The sequence below is a fragment of the Streptomyces sp. 130 genome, from assembly GCF_007096885.1.
In the GTDB taxonomy this organism is placed as follows: Bacteria; Actinomycetota; Actinomycetes; order Streptomycetales; family Streptomycetaceae; genus Streptomyces.
Window position 1 is genome coordinate 13420 of sequence record NZ_VJNO01000047.1, and the last position, 17866, is coordinate 31285.

14 protein-coding genes and 1 pseudogene are annotated in these 17866 nt (G+C 73.5%); 10 read left to right on the forward strand and 5 right to left on the reverse strand.

The window, feature by feature from the left end; all coding sequences use genetic code 11:
• Window positions 1-57 precede the first annotated feature (57 nt).
• Complete coding sequence (locus FKN01_RS28385) at window positions 58-1728, forward strand: 2-isopropylmalate synthase (RefSeq protein WP_260697045.1); 1671 nt, start codon at window positions 58-60, stop codon at window positions 1726-1728.
• A gap of 98 nt (window positions 1729-1826) precedes the next feature.
• On the opposite strand, the pseudogene FKN01_RS28390 reads toward FKN01_RS28385, so the two are convergent.
• Both FKN01_RS28390 and FKN01_RS28395 read right to left on the reverse strand, forming a co-directional pair.
• Window positions 1827-3034, reverse strand: a pseudogene (locus FKN01_RS28390) (acyltransferase).
• The gene (locus tag FKN01_RS28395) at window positions 3031-4188 is read right to left on the reverse strand and encodes an alpha/beta hydrolase (protein ID WP_143625519.1); all 1158 of its coding nucleotides are present in this window, start codon (window positions 4186-4188) and stop codon (window positions 3031-3033) included. The pseudogene FKN01_RS28390 and the gene FKN01_RS28395 overlap by 4 nt, the downstream one beginning before the upstream one ends.
• Window positions 4189-4436: 248 nt before the next feature.
• Between FKN01_RS28395 and leuC the strand changes: the two genes are divergently transcribed.
• The 5 genes from leuC (at window position 4437) to trpC (ending at window position 10078) form a co-directional block, all read left to right on the forward strand.
• Window positions 4437-5846 (forward strand): 3-isopropylmalate dehydratase large subunit, encoded by a 1410-nt coding sequence (leuC, locus tag FKN01_RS28400; RefSeq protein WP_143625520.1) that lies wholly within the window; start codon window positions 4437-4439, stop codon window positions 5844-5846.
• A 29-nt stretch (window positions 5847-5875) separates the two neighbouring features.
• Window positions 5876-6502, forward strand: coding sequence for a 3-isopropylmalate dehydratase small subunit (leuD, locus tag FKN01_RS28405; protein WP_143625521.1), 627 nt, complete (start codon window positions 5876-5878; stop codon window positions 6500-6502).
• 366 nt (window positions 6503-6868) lie between these two features.
• Window positions 6869-7585, forward strand: coding sequence for a helix-turn-helix transcriptional regulator (locus FKN01_RS28410; RefSeq protein ID WP_260697050.1), 717 nt, complete (start codon window positions 6869-6871; stop codon window positions 7583-7585).
• 374 nt (window positions 7586-7959) lie between these two features.
• Window positions 7960-9252 carry a cation:proton antiporter gene (locus FKN01_RS28415; protein WP_143625523.1) on the forward strand — a complete coding sequence of 431 codons (1293 nt, stop codon included), beginning with the start codon at window positions 7960-7962 and terminating at the stop codon, window positions 9250-9252.
• A gap of 22 nt (window positions 9253-9274) precedes the next feature.
• Entirely contained in the window at window positions 9275-10078 is an 804-nt protein-coding gene (gene trpC / locus FKN01_RS28420; protein ID WP_143625524.1) for an indole-3-glycerol phosphate synthase TrpC, read from the forward strand.
• 22 nt (window positions 10079-10100) lie between these two features.
• Here trpC and trpD read toward each other — a convergent pair whose 3' ends face one another.
• Entirely contained in the window at window positions 10101-11180 is a 1080-nt protein-coding gene (gene trpD, locus FKN01_RS28425) for an anthranilate phosphoribosyltransferase (protein WP_143625525.1), read from the reverse strand.
• Between the two features lie 193 nt (window positions 11181-11373).
• Between trpD and FKN01_RS28430 the strand changes: the two genes are divergently transcribed.
• Window positions 11374-12771 carry a PLP-dependent aminotransferase family protein gene (locus tag FKN01_RS28430; RefSeq protein WP_260697046.1) on the forward strand — a complete coding sequence of 466 codons (1398 nt, stop codon included), beginning with the start codon at window positions 11374-11376 and terminating at the stop codon, window positions 12769-12771.
• 13 nt (window positions 12772-12784) lie between these two features.
• Here the strand turns inward: FKN01_RS28430 and FKN01_RS28435 are convergent, their stop codons facing one another.
• A complete protein-coding gene (locus FKN01_RS28435) occupies window positions 12785-13369 on the reverse strand; it encodes an aminodeoxychorismate/anthranilate synthase component II (protein WP_143625527.1) in 585 nt (194 codons plus the stop codon).
• Window positions 13366-14883, reverse strand: a complete 1518-nt coding sequence (locus FKN01_RS28440; protein ID WP_143625528.1) for an anthranilate synthase component I family protein — start codon at window positions 14881-14883, stop codon at window positions 13366-13368. Before FKN01_RS28440 ends, FKN01_RS28435 begins: the two co-directional genes overlap by 4 nt.
• 206 nt (window positions 14884-15089) lie before the next feature.
• On the opposite strand from FKN01_RS28440, the gene FKN01_RS28445 reads away from it, so the two are divergent.
• From FKN01_RS28445 to FKN01_RS28455, 3 genes are all read left to right on the forward strand, one after another.
• Window positions 15090-16451, forward strand: coding sequence for a class II 3-deoxy-7-phosphoheptulonate synthase (locus tag FKN01_RS28445; RefSeq protein ID WP_143625529.1), 1362 nt, complete (start codon window positions 15090-15092; stop codon window positions 16449-16451).
• Between the two features lie 97 nt (window positions 16452-16548).
• Window positions 16549-17160 carry a DedA family protein gene (locus FKN01_RS28450; protein WP_143625530.1) on the forward strand — a complete coding sequence of 204 codons (612 nt, stop codon included), beginning with the start codon at window positions 16549-16551 and terminating at the stop codon, window positions 17158-17160.
• 52 nt (window positions 17161-17212) lie between these two features.
• The gene (locus FKN01_RS28455; RefSeq protein WP_143625531.1) at window positions 17213-17866 is read left to right on the forward strand and encodes a GntR family transcriptional regulator; all 654 of its coding nucleotides are present in this window, start codon (window positions 17213-17215) and stop codon (window positions 17864-17866) included.

Genomic DNA, 17866 nt, shown 5'->3' on the forward strand with positions numbered 1-17866 from the left:
AGAACGGGAAGCGCGGGACGAGAAGGAGACCAGGAACGCGAACGGGCGGACCGGGGAGTGCAGCGCCCCAGCCTGATGCCGGCCGCCAAATACCTCCCGTACCAACCCATCGGCCTCGCCGACCGCACGTGGCCGGACCGGGTGGCCCGCAAGGCGCCCCTGTGGTGCAGCGTCGACCTGCGCGACGGCAACCAGGCGCTCATCGACCCCATGGACGTCGGCCGCAAACGCAGGATGTTCGACCTCCTCGTGTCGATGGGCTTCAAGGAGATCGAGGTCGGCTACCCGACGGCCTCCCGCGACGACCACGACTTCGTCCGGCACCTCATCGAGGACGACGCCATACCGGACGACGTGGTCGTCCAGGTGATGGCGCCCATCCGCCAGGACTTCATCGACCGCACCGTGCACTGCCTGCGCGGCGTACGCCGCGCGGTCCTCCAGGTGTTCAACCCCACCTCCGAGGTGCAGCGCCGGCTGGTGCTGCGGGCCGACCGCGACGAGGTACGCGCCCTCGCCCTGAACGGCGCCGAACAGGCCCTGCGGCTCCAGGACTCGCTGCCCGGCACCGAGCTGTACCTCCAGTACGCCCCCGAGTCCTACACCCAGACCGAACCCGGCTACGCCCTGGACCTGTGCAACACCGTCCTCGACTTCTGGGCGCCCCGGGCCCGGTCCACGCTGCGCGTCAACCTCCCCGCCACCGTCGAGGTCTTCCCGCCCCAGGAGTTCGCCGACCGCATCGAGTACACGCACCGCAACCTCGCCCACCGCGACCGCGTCCTCCTCTCCGTCCACCCGCACAACGACCGGGGCAGCGGGGTCGCGGCGGCGGAGCTGGCGGTGCTCGCGGGCGCCGACCGGGTGGAGGGCACGCTCTTCGGCAACGGCGAACGGACCGGCAACGTCTGTCTGGTCACACTTGCCATGAACCTGCTCACCCAGGGCGTCGATCCGATGCTCGACCTCCGCGAGATCGACCGGGTGCGCCGCATCGCCGAGGACTGCACCCACATGCCCGTCCCCCCGCGCCACCCCTGGGCCGGCGACTTCGTGTACACCTCCTTCGCGGGGACGCACCAGGACGCCATCAGCAAGGGCCTGCGGGCCAGGCAGGAGGCCGGCGACGACCACACCGCCGTCTGGGAGGTGCCGTATCTGCCGGTCGACCCGCGCGACATCGGGCGCGACTACCAGGCCCTCATCCGCGTCAACACCCAGTCCGGCAAGGGCGGCATCGCCCACCTGCTGCGCCGCGAACGCGGCCTGGACCTGCCCAGACGCCTGCAGATCGACTTCGCCGCCGTGATGCAGCGCGTGTGCGAGCGGGCCGGCGGCGAGATCTCCGCCCACGGCCTGTGGCTGGTCTTCGAGGAGACGTACGCCCTGCCCGGCCTGGGCGCGGACCCCGACTGGCTGCCCGGGCCGGTGGAGGACGGGTCCGGCGACTGGGCCGAGTGGGCCCGTACCGCCGTCGCCACCGCTCCGGTCGAGGCCGCCGTCGGGGACTTCGCGGTGGCCCGCGCGGGCCGGGGCGGCGAGCAGCACGCCGCGTACTGCGAACTCACCACCGGCGACCGCGCCGTCTGGGGCGTCGGCATCGACGCGAGCCCCGCCGAAGCGGCCCGCCGGTCCCTGCGCGCCGCCGTCCAGCGGGCCCGCACCGGCCCGCGCGCGGCGCCCGCCCGCCCGGCGGTCCGCCAGGCCGCCGTTCCGGCCGCGGGCTGAACCCCGCGCGCCGGCCCGCCCCGGGGTTCCGGCCGAGTCGCAGTCGGCCGGAAGCCCGCGGCGGAGCCATGCCCCCATGAGGTGCCCGGTCACCCGGGTCATCCGTACAGCGCGTACGCGGCGAAGCCGACGGCCAGGACGCCCATCACAGTGCGCGGGACACGGGCCATGCCCGTCCAGGGGCGCTCGAACCGGCGAACCGCCAGCGTGACCAGGAACAGCACCGACGCGAACACCGGCAGCCACAGCAGCCGGGCCGCGATCCACCCCACCGTGTCCGGCGCGCCGATCAGCCCCGGCACCGCCCCGGCCCGCGAGGCGGGCAGGGCCACCGCGAGCATCGCCGACTGGTGCCAGCACAGCACGGTCATCGCGCACAGGTTCACCCCCACCGTCACCGCCCAGAGCCCGGGCCGGGCCAGCACCCGGGCCAGCCGCGCGCGGACCAGGACCGCCCCGCCGCACTGGGCGGCGGCCAGCGCCAGCACCAGCAGGGACGGCGGGTGGGAGTTGGTGCGCCCCTGACCGGGCACACCGACCATGCTGGCCGGGTACCCGAACACGGTCAGCAGCGCCGCGAACACCACGCACCCGCCGGCGAGCAGCCCGAGCGCCCGCCGCCGGTCCAGCCTCCCCCCGGCCCAGACGATGCCCAACTGGTAGGCGAAGAGCCAGCCCGGCACCACGGTCAGCAGCCCGATCCAGCCGGGCAGCACCCCCGACCACGGCCCGTACCGCAGGAAGTCCACGACCGCCACCGCCGCGAACAGCGCCCCCGCCGACCACAGCCCGAACCGCCGCGCCGCGCGCACGCACACCGGCGTGAGCGCGGTGAGCAGCACGTACACCCCGACGAACCACAGCGGCTGGACCACCAGCGTCACCGCACTGCGCAGCGTGCCCGCCGGGAACCCGGCCGCCCGCAGCACCAGAAGCAGCACCGCCCAGACCGCGGTGACCGCCACCACCGGCCGGCCCAGCCGCGCCACCCGGCGGCCCAGCCACACCCGGCCGCCCACCCCGCGCTCCCGGGCCCGGTCCCGGGACAGCACCGCGGCACGACCGCCGACCAGGAAGAAGATGCCGAGCATCTGAAGGACCCAGCTGACCGGCGCCAGGCCGCCGAACGCCGCGAGCGGACTGGAGTTGCGCAGCGCCCCGCCGCGTCCAGGGTGAACCCGCCGAGCAGCCAGTGGCCGAGCGGGACCGCGGTCAGCGCCAGCGCGCGCAGCCCGTCGAGGGCCCGGTCACGGCGTTGCGGAGTGCGCTCCTCCACGGAACGCACCACACGGCGCACCCCGGTCAGCACGGCGTCGCGAAGCGGCCGAGCGCGATGGCGGAGAACGCCCTCAACGCGTCGCTGCCCGGGTCGAAGTAGCCGCCGTGGTCACGCACCCGGGAGGCGCAGAAAAGGCGGGCGCCGAAGTCCGGATCGACCGGGTCGGTGCCGTGTCCGAGGCCGAGAAAGTTCACCCCGGCCACCGTGCGCACCCAGTCCGAGGGCGCCCGGGCGGCCCACACCGCGGCATCGGTGCCCAGATCCGCCACCGAACCGGCCCGCACCCCGGGGGAGCCGAACAGGACCAGGTCCGAGATGGCGTCACGGCCCGCCCGGGGCGCGGCCAGCCCGCACACCACGGAGCCGTAGCTGTGGCACAGCACCGTCGGCACGGGGGCGCCGATGGCGGCGAGACCGGCCAGGAAGCGCTCCAGGCGCGGCGCCCCGGCCTCGGCGAGCCGGTCCGTCGCCGCGTCCACGCCGAGCCCCACGGGCGTGGTGTAACCCACCCAGACGACGACGGCCACCGGTGTCCCGGGCGCGTCGGAGCGCATCCGCTCGTACAGCGACCGGGCCCGCCCGGACCAGCCCACGTGCGGACCGGCCTCCTCGCCGTCGTAGAACATCAGGTCCGCGTCCGAGCCGGGAACCACGACGGCCACGTGCCGGGCCCGGCCCAGGTCCCCGAAGACCTCGGCGACCTGGCCCCGGCCGCGCGGGTCGAAGGCCAGGATGCGGCGGCCCCCGGCCAGCAGGCGGCGGACCCGGCCGGCCCGCTCCGCGGCGTGCTCACGCTCCCTGGCGGGCAGCGAGGCGTCGGCGGAGCGCCCGAGCTGAGCGGAGTACTCGGCCCGCAGCGCCCGCTCGTTGGCCCGGTAGCGCGTCTCGGCCGGGACCCCGTCCAGGTTGCCGACCGTCAGCGGGTGACGGCGCGCCAGCAGCTCCCGCTCCCGCGCGTCGAGCCGGGCGAAGAACCCCGCGACGCGGGACGGGGCCGCCGTGGCCGGGTCGGGTAACGACAGGCCCAGCACATGGTCAGCGCGCCAGGCAGCCGCACCCGGCGCCGGGCCGGTGACCGCGATCTGCTCGACACCCGCGGTCCAGCTCCCCGCCCCGAGCACCGCGACGGCGCTCAGCACGAGAGAGATCCCGGTCCGCTTCCAGCGTGCCGTACGCGTCATTTTCGGCCCCCACCCCACGGCATTTCTCCCTCATGCCGCACATCGTGCCGCCGGGCGGCAGGAAACACAGTGAGGGCAGAACCCCGGCCGGGGTGACACTGAATGAACGCCGATGCTACGGCGAGCTGTACCGGCCGCCTGCGGGACGCCATTTGAGCAGCGATTTTCATGCTCCGCTAAATGGTCTCGCCGTCCATTCGCGCCGATGTGAAGGTAAGGAAAATTTCGAGATCCGGTGCGGAGGCGGAATGATTTCGGCAACGAAGCCGAGAACGATGGCCGAAAAACTATGGGAAAGTCATGTCGTGCACCAGGGGGACGACGAACCCGATCTGCTGTACGTCGATTTGCACCTGACGCACGAGGCGACATCGCCGCAGGCGTTCGACGGCCTCCGCCTCGCCGGGCGCGCCCTGCGCCGGCCCGACCTCACCCTGGCCCTGGAAGACCACAACGTACCGACCGACTCCTACCGGCTCGACGACCCGGTCAGCCGGACACAGCTGGAGACCCTGCGCGCCAACTGCGAACGCCATGACGTCGAGCTGTACCGCGCGGGCCACGACCGGCAGGGCATCGTGCACGTCGTCGGGCCCCAACTCGGCCTGGTGCAGCCGGGGATGACCGTCGTATGCGGGGACAGCCACACCTCGACGCACGGCGCGCTCGGCGCCCTCGCCTTCGGCGTCGGCACCAGCGACGTCGAGCATGTCTTCGCCACCCAGTGCCTCGCCATCGACCGGCCCCGCACCATGGCCGCAGAATTCACCGGCCGGCTCCCGGCCGGCGTCGGGGCGAAGGACCTGGCCCTCGCGCTCATCGGAGAGATCGGTACCAACGGCGGCGAGGGCCACCTCGTGGAGTACCGGGGCGACGTCGTACGCGCCCTGTCCATGGAAGCCCGCATGACGCTGTGCAACATGACCATCGAGGCGGGCGCCCGGGCCGGGATGATCGCACCGGACGACACCACCCTCGCCTACCTCGCCGGCCGGCCCCACGCCCCGTCGGGCGCCCGGTGGGACCGGGCGGAGGCGCACTGGCGCTCCCTGCGCACCGACGAGGGCGCGGTCTTCGACCGCACGGTGACCGTGGACGTGTCGGGCCTGACGCCCCTGGTGACCTGGGGCACGAACCCGAGCCAGGTCGCCCAGCTCGGCGGAGCGGTCCCCGACCCGGAGACGATGGCCGACCCGGCGGAGCGTCAGGCGGCCCGGCGCGCACTGGAGTACATGGACCTGAAGCCCGGAACACGGCTGCGGGACGTGCCCGTCGACGTCGTCTTCCTGGGCTCGTGCACCAACGGCCGCATCGAGGACCTGCGCGCCGCCGCCGACGTGCTCCAGGGCCGTACCGTCGCCCCCGGGACCCGGCTGCTGGTGGTGCCGGGCTCGGTACAGGTGCGCCGCCAGGCCGAATCGGAGGGGCTGCACGAGGTGTTCCTGGGCGCGGGCGCCGAGTGGCGGCTCCCCGGCTGCTCGATGTGCCTGGGCATGAATGCCGACCGGCTCCGCAACGGGGAGCGCTGCGCCTCCACGTCCAACCGCAACTACGAGGGCCGGCAGGGGGCGAACGCCCGCACCCACCTGGTGTCGCCCGAGGTGGCCGCGGCCTCCGCCGTCGCGGGCCGCCTCGCCGCACCGTCCGACCTCGGCTGATCCCGGCCGGCATCCGCACAGGAGGATTCGTGGAACCGTTCATCGTGCACGTCGGCCGCGCCGTCGCGCTGCGCCGGGACAATATCGACACCGACCAGATCGTGCCGGGTGAGTTCTGTAAGCGGGTGACGAAGAGCGGTTACGAGGACGCGCTCTTCGCCCGATGGCGCGAACAGCCCGGATTCGTGCTCGACCGGCCGGAGCACCGGGGCAGCAGCATTTTGCTGGCCGGCCGCGACTTCGGTATCGGAAGCTCACGGGAGCATGCCGTCTGGGCGCTGCGGGACGGCGGTTTCAAGGTCGTCGTGGCGACCGGCTTCGGAGATATCTTCCGGCGTAATGCAACCAATAACGGACTGCTTCTCGTGGATCTTCTGGAACCGGCCGTGCGGTCCCTCATGGAGCTGGCGGAAAAGGACACCGGGCTCGCCGTCACCGTCGACCTGGCGCGGTGCCGGATCGCGGCGGCCGGCCGGGACTGGCCATTCGCTATCGAACCGCGAGCGCGGCGGCGCATGCTGGCCGGTGAGGACCCGATCGCGGCGACCCTGCGGCACGCCGACCGGATCGCGGCCTACGAACGCGGGCGCTCCGACTGGCTCCCGGCACTCGGCGGGTACGGGGCGGCGCGGGAGCGACCGTACGCGGACCGATAGGGCCGCTGAACCTGTCGGGGTACAGCAGGCTGTACCCCGACAGTGTCGTGGTCGGTACTGTGCTCGGCCGGAAGCGGGTGCAGGATTAAGGGCGGTAATGACCGCAAATATCAAAGGTCCTTCGCGGGGGAGGGGTTAGTTGTGCGGCGCGTTCATCTCACAGCGGATGCACTGTCGAGAGTCAGCGTGCTTCCGGAAGGGAGCCTCAGAAGAGAAACACTGTTTGCTCTGGAAATGCTGAGTTTAGGCGCGGGTGGTTCCGCATTCAAGTTATGGCGGCGCCGCCTGGGTGGTTCGGAAGATGTCAGGGAACTCATCAGGCTGGCGCGGAGCGTACGCCCTCTGACCGATATCGGTCAGCTCGTGATGCAGGACGAGGACCCGGAATTCGGAGCCGACACCGACGTCCTGCGGAACCAGTCCCAGATCGCCCGCGACTTCGAACGGTTCTGCCGCGTCGCGGTGCTCCCGTACTGGGAGGGCATCAGCCGCCGGCTCAGCGCCGACCGGACCGCGCGCGGCCAGATCATGCTGAGCCACGGAATCGGACGCATGCTGGCCACCCTCCACCCGGCCGTCCACTGGAAGCCGCCCCTGCTGGAGGTCCCGGGGCGCGGCCACGACGTGGGCTCCGCCACCACGCTCATCCTGGCCCCCTCGGTCTTCCTCGCCGGGCGCCCGCCCATCCTCACCGGACTCGGAGCCGAAAGCGGCCGGCTGATCCTCTCGTACCCCGTCCCGATCGACCCGAAGTGGGCGAACTCCCTGTGGCAGGCGTCCGAGGGCGTCGGCGGCGCGCTCAGCGCCCTCATGGGCCGCACCCGGGCCGCCGTCCTCCTCGCCCTGACCCGCAGCGGCAGCACCACCGAGATCAGCGAACGCGCGGGCGTCTCCTCGGCCACCGTCAGCCAGCACACCTCCGTCCTGCGCACCGCCGGGCTCATCACCACGGTCCGCACCGCGAACAGCGTCCAGCACGCGCTCACCCCGCTGGGAGACGCCCTGATCCACGAGCGCCTGGTCGGCCAGGAGCCGGACGACCGGCACCTCTCCCTCCTCCTGCTCGCCGACCGGGCCGGCTGACCCGGCCGAGTCGGCCGGCCCGCCCCGCGCACCGCCTCGCGTGGTGTGCGTATTTCCGCTGGGGCTAAAAGGCATGGTCCGCGCGGCCTCCACCGAGCAGGATGCTGCACGTCAGGGCCGGACGGGCACACCGGCCCGGCCGGCCGCCCGGCCCCGACCGGGTGCCCGGTCATGCCCCGCCAGGGACACGACCGGGCCGCGCGTGCCGCCACCCCGGTGCTCCCCGCGGCCCGCACCGTCGCGCCGCCGATCGCGGAACGATCGCCACTGCCCCGCCCGCGCACGCCACATCCGCACGCCCCGCACCGGCACGACGAAGGTGCCGGGCGCACGGGCGTGCGCGCCGCGGCGCGGCATCCCAGAGAGGAAGGCCCGTGGACGGCCTCTCGTACATCCCCGCCGTAGCGACGTGCGCACTGATCGTCCCCGCGGCCGTGCTCGGCCGCCGGCTGGCACGGCTGCTGCGCCAGCCCGAGATCGTCGGCGAGATCATGGCCTCCCTGCTGCTCGGCTGGATTCTGGCCGCCCGACTCGACTGGCAGCCGCACGACTTCACCGGCTGGCCCCTGCTGGAGAAGGCCGGCCACCTCGCACTCGCCCTGTTCCTCGTGGGCGCCGTCCACGAGATCCGCTCCGGAACCGGGCAACTGCGCGGCCGCACCGTCGCGTTCACCGCGGCGGGCTCCGCGCTGCTCCCGCTGGGCTGCGGCGCGCTGCTGGCCGTCTGGGTGCTCCGCCACGGCGGCCCGCAACTCCGCGGCGACGCCCCCACCAGCGCGTTGGTGCTCATGCTCGGCGTCTCCCTGGCCGTGACCGCCGTACCGGTCCTGGCCGGCATCCTGGCGGACCGGGAGCTGCTGCACACTCCCGTCGGCCGGCTCTCCATGGCCGTCGCCGTCACCATCGACGCGATCACCTGGATGCTGCTCGCCGTCGCCGTGAGCCTCGCCGCGGGCGGCGGCAAGGCCGACCCGTACACCGCCTTCGCCGTCGGCCTGCTCCTGGCCTGGGCCGTACGCCGGGCCGGCGGCACGGCATCCGCCCGCGCCTGGGCCGCCCGCGTGCCCCGCACCGTGCCCCTCGCGCTGACCGCGGCGGCGGCGGTCGCCGCGGTCCTCATCACCGCACGTCTCGGCCTGACCGATGTCCTCGGCGCCCTCCTGATCGCCCTCGCCCTGCCGTCCGACGACGGCCGCGGCGCCTGGACCGGGGCCGCCCGCACCGTCGGCGGCTGGGGCCGGACCGCCCTGCCGCTCCTCTTCACGGTGACCGGGATGTCCCTGGGCGCGGCACCGCTCGGCGACTTCTCCTGGCAGGCCGTCGTCCTCGCCCTGGCCCTCGCGGTCGGCGCCAAGCTGACCGGCAGCTACCTCGGCGCCCGGGCCGCGGGCAGGCCACCCGCGACCAGCATGCGGCTCGCCGCCCTGCTCAACGTACGCGGGCTCACCGAGATCGCGGCGCTCCAGACCGGCTACCAGGCCGGAATCCTCAGCCCGCCGCTCTTCCTCGCCCTGTTCATCATGGCGCTCGCCACCACCACGCTCAGCTCCCCGCTGCTGTGGCTCATCGACCGGTACGCCCCCGAGGACGACGCCCCGACCACCGAGGCGCCCCCGCTCCCGCCGGCCGGCATCGAACCCCGGCCACGCCACCTCAAAGCCCTCTGAACCACAACGGGAGGAGAAGGACGTGAACGTACTCCAGGACATCGTGGCCGGCGCCCGCGAGGACGCCGCCCGCAGAGAACGCGAAAGGGGCCTCGACCACCTGGTCGACCTCGCGCACCGCGCGGCACCCCCGCTCGACGCGGCCCGCGCCCTGCGGCGCCCGACGGGCGTCCAGGTCATCGCCGAGGTCAAACGCGGCAGCCCCTCCAAGGGCGCACTCGCCGCCATCCCGGACCCGGCCGCCCTCGCCGCCGAATACGCCGCCGGAGGCGCGGCCGCCGTGAGCGTGCTCACCGAGGGCCGCCGCTTCCGCGGCTCCCAGGCGGACCTGGTGGCGGTACGGGACGCGGTCCGCACACCCGTACTGTGCAAGGACTTCCACGTCACCCCGTACCAGCTGTGGGAGGCCCGGGCCTGCGGCGCCGACCTGGTCCTGCTCATCGTCGCGGCGCTCCGCCAGCCCGAACTCACCGACCTCGTCGACCGGGCGGTCTCCCTCGGCATGACCCCGCTGGTGGAGGTGCACAGCCGCCGGGAGCTGGACCGGGCCCTGTCCGCGGGCGCCCGCGTCGTCGGCATCAACGCCCGCGACCTGCGCACCCTGGACATCGACCGCTCGCTGTTCGGGCAGCTGGCCCCCCGGGTCCCGGACGACGTCATCACGGTCGCCGAATCGGGGGTGCGAGGCCCGGACGACGTCGCGCACCTGGGCGCCCTCGGCGCCGACGCCGTCCTCGTGGGCGAAAGCCTCGTCAGGTCCGACCGCCCGTCCGCCGCCGTCACCGCACTGCTCGAAGCGGGGCGCGCGGTCCCGGCCGGCCGGTAACCACCCGGTGGGTGCCGCACCATCAGCCCGCGGCGCCCGCCAGCTTCCCGGAGACGGCGACCCAGCGGTCCAGCACACCGGCCGCCGCCCCCGAGTCCACGGCGCGCGCCGCCCGGTCCAGTCCCGCCGCGATGCGCTCCGTGACGCTTCCGGTGACCGGCCGTCCGGCCACCGACGCGTCCAGCGCGGCGAGCCCGGCGGCTGCCGACAACAGCACCGCGTCACGCACCGCGCCCCGCTCCCCGCCCAGCACCGCCCGTACGACCTCCGCGTTGAACCGGGCGTCACCGCCGCGCAGCGCACCGCCCGGCGACAGCGGGACCCCGGCGTCCCGCGGATCGAACGACTCGGCGCGCACCTCGCCGCCGTGCACCGACCACACCCGGGAGGTAGTGGTGACCGTCAGCTCGTCCATGCCGTCGTCACCCCGGAACACCAGCGCCGACACCCCGCGCAGGGCGAGCGTACGCGCGACGACCGGCGCCAGCGCGGGGTCCGCGACCCCCACCGCCAAGGCCGTGGGCGACGCCGGATTGGTCAGCGGCCCCAGACAGTTGAAGATCGTCCGCACCCCCAGCTCCCGCCGGACCGGGGCGGCGTGACGGGCCGCCGGATGGAAGACGGGCGCGAAGCAGAAGGTGATGCCGGCCTCGGCGGCGACCTGCGCCACCGCCCCGGGCGGCAGACGCAACGGCACCCCCAGCTCCTCCAGCACGTCTGCGGAACCGCACGCCGAAGAGGCGGAACGGTTGCCGTGCTTGACGACCCGGGCGCCCGCGCCCGCCGCCACGATCGCCGCCATGGTCGAGATGTTGACACTGTCGGACCCGTCGCCACCGGTACCCACGATGTCCAGGGCGGGTCCGGGCACATCGAGCCGCACCGCGTGCGCGTGCATCGACCGCACCAGCCCCAGCACCTCCTCGGCCGTCTCGCCCTTCGCCCGCAACGCCACCAGCAGACCCGCGAGCTGGGCGGGCGACGCCAGCCCGCGCATGACCTGGTCCATCGCCCAGGCCGTGCTCTCCGAGGTGAGCGCCCGGCCGCCGAGCAGCGAGGCGAGAAGAGCGGGCCAGCCGGCCGGATCCGAATGCTCCGTCACGGGACGTCTCCTCCGTGTTCCCCGGCGTGTTTCCAGCGCCTGATTCCCCAACGTGACCACGTCTCAGTCTCGTGCCGGAAACCGCCCGCCCGAAGACCAGTTGGCCGCGCCGCGCCCGGACCAGTTACCGGAACACGCGCGCGCCCGTCCTGGAAGTGAGCCCCGAACCATGCCGTGGAACACCCTTATCGACGTGAGCCGGGAGCACGAGCTCCCGCTGACCGTCCAGATCCAGCAGAGCATCAAGAGGGAGATAGCCGACGGCGCCCTCCACCCCGGCACCCGGCTGCCGTCCAGCCGGCAGCTCGCCGAAGACCTCCGGCTCTCCCGCAGCGTGGTGGTCGAGGCATACGGGCAGCTCGTCGCCGAGGGCTACCTGGAAGCCGCCCATGGCTCCGGCACCCGCGTCGCCGCCCACCTCACGGCTGCGGCCCAGACACCGACCCTGCTGGCCGACTCCCGCCCCGAGCCGGTCGCCCGCTGGGACCTGCGCGCCCACACCACCGACCCGGCCGCCTTCCCGGAGCGCGAGTGGCTGACCGCGTACCAGAGAGCCGTACGCCGCATGGAACCGCGCGACCTCGGTTACCCCCCGCTTTCCGGGCTCACCCAGCTGCGCGCCGAACTGGCCGGCTACCTCGGACGGGCACGCGGGGTCCACACCGCACAGGAACACGTCATGGTCGTCGCCGGATTCGCCCAGGCATTCGGCATGGTGTGCGAAGTGCTGCCCCGCCTCGGCATCGACACCCTGGCCGTCGAGGACCCCTGCCACCCCCGGCAGCGCCAGTTCATCGGCGAGTCCGGACTGCGCTGCCTGCCGGTGCCCGTGGACGAGAACGGCATCGACGTGACGGCGCTCGCCCGCAGCGGCGCCCACGCCGTGCTCGTCACCCCCGCCCACCAGTTCCCCACCGGCGTCGTCCTGTCCGCCGAACGCCGGGCCGCGCTCGTGCGCTGGGCCCAGGAGGCGGACGGCTGGATCATCGAGGACGACTACGACGGCGACCTCTGGCTGACGCACGGCCGCCGCCCCACCGCCCTGCAACGCCTCGACCCCTCCCGCGTCCTGTACGCCGGCACCGCGAGCAAGTCCCTCGCACCCGGCATGCGGCTCGGCTGGCTGGCCGTCCCGCCCCGGCTCCACGGACCGCTGGAAGAAGCACGCGCCCGCCGCGACCTCGGCTGCGAAGCGCTCACCCAGCTCGCCTTCGCCGAGTTCCTCGCCACCGGCCTCTTCGACCGCCACCTGCGCCGCCGGCGCGCCCGGTTACGCACCCGGGCCGAAACGCTCCACCAGGCCGTACGCCGGCACCTCCCCGAAGCGCGGATCGCCGGAACCACGGCCGGACTGCACGCCTGCCTCCAGCTCCCGCACCGCGTGGACGAACCCTCGCTCATCGCCGGGGCCAGGCGCCACTCCGTCCTGGTGCGCGGCGGCCGCGCGTACCACCACCGGCCCTGGCTGGCCCGCCCCACCCTCGTCGTCGGCTACGCCTCACCGACCCGCACCGCCCTCGCGGAGGCGGTACGCGTACTCGGCGAGGTCTGCGCCGGCCTGACCGACGGACGACGGGCACGCACCGCGTGACGCGACCCGGCGGTCACCCGGCGGGGACGCCCGCCGCCCGGGCCAGGAAGTTCTCGAAGAAGCTCAGCCCCGCCTCCGTCGTAATGCTCTCCGGATGGAACTGCACACCCTCGACCGGAAGATCACGATGAGCCAGCCCCATCACATAGCCGTCGTCCACCGAAGACGCCGTCTCCCGCAGCACCGGCGGCAGCGGCCGCTCCACGACCAGCGAGTGGTAGCGCGTCACGACGGTCCGCTCCGGCAGCCCCTCGAACACACCCGACCCGTCGTGCACCACCGCGCTGCTGCGCCCGTGCATGAGGTGACCGGCGACCGCCACCCGCCCCCCGAAGGCCAGCGCGATCGCCTGATGCCCCAGACACACCCCGAGCAACGGCACCCGGCCCGCGAAGTGCCGCACCAGCTCCACATGGCCACTGGCCGCCGGATGCCCCGGCCCCGGACCGAGCACCACGGCATCCGGCGCCGCCCCCGCCAGCTGCTCCGGCGTCCGCGTCCCGGACCGGACGACCTCCGTCCGCGCCCCCAGCGTCCGCAGATACTGATCGATGATGTGGACGAAACTGTCGTACGCGTCCACCAGCAGCACCTTCACCGCAACTCCTCCCCCGTCAGCGCCCAGTAGGCGGCGCCCATCTTGGCCAGCGTCTCCTGCCACTCGGCCTCCGGCACCGACTGCGCCACCACACCCGCCGAACTCTGCGTCGCGTACGTACCGCCGGAGTGGACGATCGTACGGATGCACAGCGCGAGCTCGCACCAGCCGCGCACATCGACCAGACCCACCGCGCCCGCGTAGATCCCGCGCGGCTCCCGCTCCAGCCCGTCGATGATCTCCATGGCCCGCAGCTTCGGCGCGCCCGTCATCGTCCCCGCCGGGAACGTCGCGGCCAGCGCCTCCCACACGGTGACCCCCGGCTCCAGCCGCCCGCTGACGGTGGACACGAGATGGAAGACGTGGGAGAACTCCTCCACCGTCATCAGCGCGTCCTCCGACAGCGTCCCCGGCCGGCACACCCGCCCGATGTCGTTGCGGCACAGGTCCACCAGCATCACGTGCTCGGCCTGCTCCTTGGAACTGGCCAGCAGTTCCTTCACCCGCCGCTCGTTCTCCACCGGATCGTCGCAGCGCCGCGCCGTCCCCGCGATGGGCCGCATCCGGATCCGGTCGCCCTCGATCAGGATGTGCAGCTCCGGACTGGCCCCGATCAGAGTGCTGTCCCCGCGCGGGCACAGATACATGTACGGGGAGGGGTTACGGAACCGGAGGCGCGCGTACACCTCCTCCGGTGCCAGCCCGGTCGTCACATCCAGGCGGTGGCCGATCTGGATCTGGTAGATGTCACCGACCCCGATGTGCTCCAGGCACCGCGCCGCCCACCCGAGGAACGTCTCCCGGTCCACGGAGTCCCGCACGCCCACCGGCGCCGGAGCCGCCGGACAGCCCGGCGCGGGCAGGCCGGCCGCCCGCACCGCCAGCGCGTACACATCGGGCCCCGGCGGCGCGGGGAGGTCCGGAGCGGTGGCGACGAGATGGACCACCCGGCCGGAGCGGTGGTCGTACCGGACGGTCTCGCGGAACAGGGTCAGCGTGAGATCCGGCCCGCCACGCTCCGGGTCCTCCCGCACCGGCAGCGACTCCATGTGCCAGGCGGCCGCGTAGCCGACCGTGGTGAGGAACCCGAACGCGAACTCCGAGGACGGCACGTCCGTCTCGACGCCGAAGAGCGCCTGGGCCCGCGCCAGGAAGTCCCACATCGGCGCCGGTTCGTCGAACAGAAAGCGGTCACCGCCGTCGAGGCCCCCCGGCCCACCGCGCAGGCCCGCCGCGACCGCCGCCCACCCCAGAGCGGCGCGCACCGCATCGGCGCCCTCCACCTGGACATGCGCGGCGAAGACGCGGATCTCGGCGAGCCGGCCGTGACCGACCACGGCCGGGCGGCGCTCGTCCTCCGGCCCGGCCAGGCTCTCCAACAGGAAGACCTCGCGCCGCCCGGACTCGGCGACGAGCGCGCTGTACAGGGCCAGCGGATCGTGCGGGGGCAGCGGGGCGGAGGTCAGGCGGACCCGGAGCAGCCTGCTCGCCGCCCGGGCCGGGGCGTCTGGCATCGCGATCCTCTCGTTGTGCCGGGACGTGCTGGAAGATGCCGGGATGCTAGGCAACCCGGCCCGCCGGGCCCGGCCACGCAGGCCACTCACGGCACGGGGCACCGGACCACTGCCCGCCTTCGTTGCCCCGGGCCCGCCCTCCGGATTGCATGTCCCACGGCCCATATGCCTGGGCGTCAGATACCAGTTGGAGAGCGGGAGTTGACATGACCGACGCTGCTGCGGAAGGCGCCGCCGACCGATGGCGGTCCCGGCCGGCCGCCCAACAGCCGCAATGGCCCGACGAGAACCGGCTGCGCGAGGTGACCGCACACCTGGCCACCGCACCCCCACTGGTCTTCGCGGAGGAATGCGACCGGCTGCGCGAACGCCTCGGCGCCGTGGCCCGGGGCGAGGCGTTCCTGCTGCACGGCGGCGACTGCGCCGAAGCCTTCGACGGCCTCTCCGCCCAGGCCGTCGAGGCGAAACTGCGCACCCTGCTCCAGATGGCGGTCGTACTCATGCACGCCACCGCCGTGCCGGTCGTCAAAATCGGCAGGATGGCCGGGCAGTTCGCCAAACCGCGATCCAGCCCCACCGAGACCCGCGACGGCATCACCCTGCCCGCCTACCGGGGGGACGCGGTCAACGACATCGCGTTCACCGAGACAGCCCGCCGCCCCGACCCCGGCCGGCTGCTGCGGATGTACGACGCCTCCGCCAACACCCTCAACCTGCTCAGAGCACTCACCACGGGCGGCTACGCCGACCTCCACCAGGTGCACACCTGGAACCGCGGCTTCGTGGACTCCTCACTCGCGGGCCGCCGCTACGAAGCTCTCGCCGACGAGATCGAGCGCTCCCTGCTCTTCATGCGCGCCTGCGGAGCCGACCCCGCCGCCCTGCGCACCATGGAGTTCTACGCCGGCCACGAGGGCCTGCTCCTCGACTACGAATCGGCACTGGTGCGCACCGACCCGGGCACCGGCCGCCGGTACGCCACCAGCGGTCACCTGCTGTGGATCGGCGAACGCACCCGCGCCCTGGACGGCGCCCACGTCGAGTTCTTCGCCGGCATCGACAACCCGGTCGCGGTCAAGCTCGGTCCCGGCACGGAGCCCGACGAAGTCCTCGCCTACGCCCGCCGGCTCGATCCCCGCGGCGAACCGGGCCGCCTCACCTTCGTGGTACGGATGGGCGCGGACCGGGTGCGCGAGCGCCTCCCCGCCCTCATCGAGAAGGCCACCGCCGACGGAGTCCGCGCGGCCTGGGTCTGCGACCCGATGCACGGCAACACCTTCACCGCACCCGACGGCCGCAAAACGCGCCGCTTCGACGACATCCTCGACGAGGTGAGCGGCTTCTTCGAGGTCCACCACGCACTCGGCACCCACCCCGGCGGCATCCACGTGGAACTCACCGGCACCGACGTCACCGAGTGCGTCGGCGGCAGCGGCGAGCTCGGCCTGCACGACCTCCCGCTCCGCTACGAGACGGTCTGCGACCCCCGCCTCAACCACGGCCAGTCCCTCGACCTCGCCTTCCGCACCGCCGAACTGCTCAGGACGAGCCGGGGTGCAGCTGGCTGAACCCCGGCCGTACGGCAGGGGTGCTGTCGTCGGGACCGCCCCGTCCCTAACGTGGAACAGGGGCGGCCGGCGGGGCGCCGGACGAAGGGGGACAGGAATGGACCTGCTGTCCGGCCCGGACGCCGCCGCCTGGTACTACCTGGTGGTGGCCGCCGCACTCGCCACCCCCCTCGTCCCGAACGGCGCCCTGGTACTCGCCGGAGGAGCCCTCGCCGCCCGGGGCCAACTGCTGCTCCCCCTGGTCTGGGCCGCCGTCTTCACCGGCGCCCTCGGCGGCGACCTGCTCCTGTACGCGGCAGCCCGCCGTCTCCCGCTGGGCCGGCGCTCCACCACGGTCCGCACGGTCGCGGCCCGGCTGAAGAGCCGCGGTGCGCTCCTGCTGGTGCTCCGCTACCTGCCGGCGGGCCGCTTCACCGGCACGGTCGGCGCCGCCACGAGCGGCATGCGCGCCGGCGGCTTCGCCCGCGCCATGGTCCTCGCCGAGGCGTCCTGGACCACGCTGTACGTGGCCCTGGGCTACGGCGGCACGACGGCGTACACCCGCTGGCCCCTCGCCGCACTCGCGGTAGCCACCTGCGCGACCCTCGCCGCGGCCGTCACCTTGCGCCGCATCCGCCACCGGACACCGGTGACGGACGAGCTCCCCGGCGCGAGGACGCCCGGCCGCACGGTCCAGCCCTCCCCAGCTAGATGTGAACAAAATCGTTGACAATTCTGTTCGCTAGATTTAGCTTCGACAGGCACTCACTCAGGGAGGGCACATGCCGAAGGAAGCCCGTCCAGGCTCCGGAGAGCAGGCCAAGCAGTACGCGCTGGAGCGGTTGCGGAAGGCGATTCTGCAAGGAGAGATGGCGCCGGCCCAGCGGTTGGTGGAGAACGAACTCGCCGAGCAGTACGACGTCACCCGCGCCAGCATCAGGGCGGCGCTGCTGGACCTGGCCTCCGAGGGGCTGGTCGAGCGGGTCCGCAACCGCGGGTCGCGCGTGCGTGTGGTCACGGTGGAGGAGGCCGTGGAGATCACGGAGTGCCGGATGGCCCTCGAAGGGCTGTGCGCGGCCAAGGCCGCCGAGGTCGCGACGGACGCACAGCTCGATGAACTGACCGGCCTGGGCGAAGCCATGTCCAAGGCGGTCGCCGACGGCGATCCGGTCTTCTACTCCGAGCTCAACCACGACCTGCACGCCCGCATCCGGGACATCTCGGGCCAGCAGACGGCCGTCGGTCTGCTGGAGCGGCTGAACGCACAACTGGTGCGTCACCGTTTCCAGTTGGCGCTGCGACCGGGGCGCCCGCAGCAGTCCCTGAATGAGCACCTGGCGGTGATCGAGGCGATCGCCACCAGGGACCCGCGAGCGGCCGAAGCGGCCGTGCGCGCTCACCTCAGCAGCGTGATCGACGCTCTGCGCGACGACTGA

Excerpts from the sequence above, each read along its gene's own strand:
- FKN01_RS28395 (WP_143625519.1), bottom strand. The coding sequence starts at position 4,188 with ATGACGCGTACGGCACGCTGGAAGCGGACCGGGATCTCTCTCGTGCTG.
- leuC (WP_143625520.1), top strand. The coding sequence starts at position 4,437 with ATGATTTCGGCAACGAAGCCGAGAACGATGGCCGAAAAACTATGGGAA.
- FKN01_RS28410 (WP_260697050.1), top strand. The coding sequence starts at position 6,869 with ATGCAGGACGAGGACCCGGAATTCGGAGCCGACACCGACGTCCTGCGG.
- FKN01_RS28440 (WP_143625528.1), bottom strand. The coding sequence starts at position 14,883 with ATGCCAGACGCCCCGGCCCGGGCGGCGAGCAGGCTGCTCCGGGTCCGC.
- FKN01_RS28445 (WP_143625529.1), top strand. The coding sequence starts at position 15,090 with ATGACCGACGCTGCTGCGGAAGGCGCCGCCGACCGATGGCGGTCCCGG.
- FKN01_RS28450 (WP_143625530.1), top strand. The coding sequence starts at position 16,549 with ATGGACCTGCTGTCCGGCCCGGACGCCGCCGCCTGGTACTACCTGGTG.
- FKN01_RS28455 (WP_143625531.1), top strand. The coding sequence starts at position 17,213 with ATGCCGAAGGAAGCCCGTCCAGGCTCCGGAGAGCAGGCCAAGCAGTAC.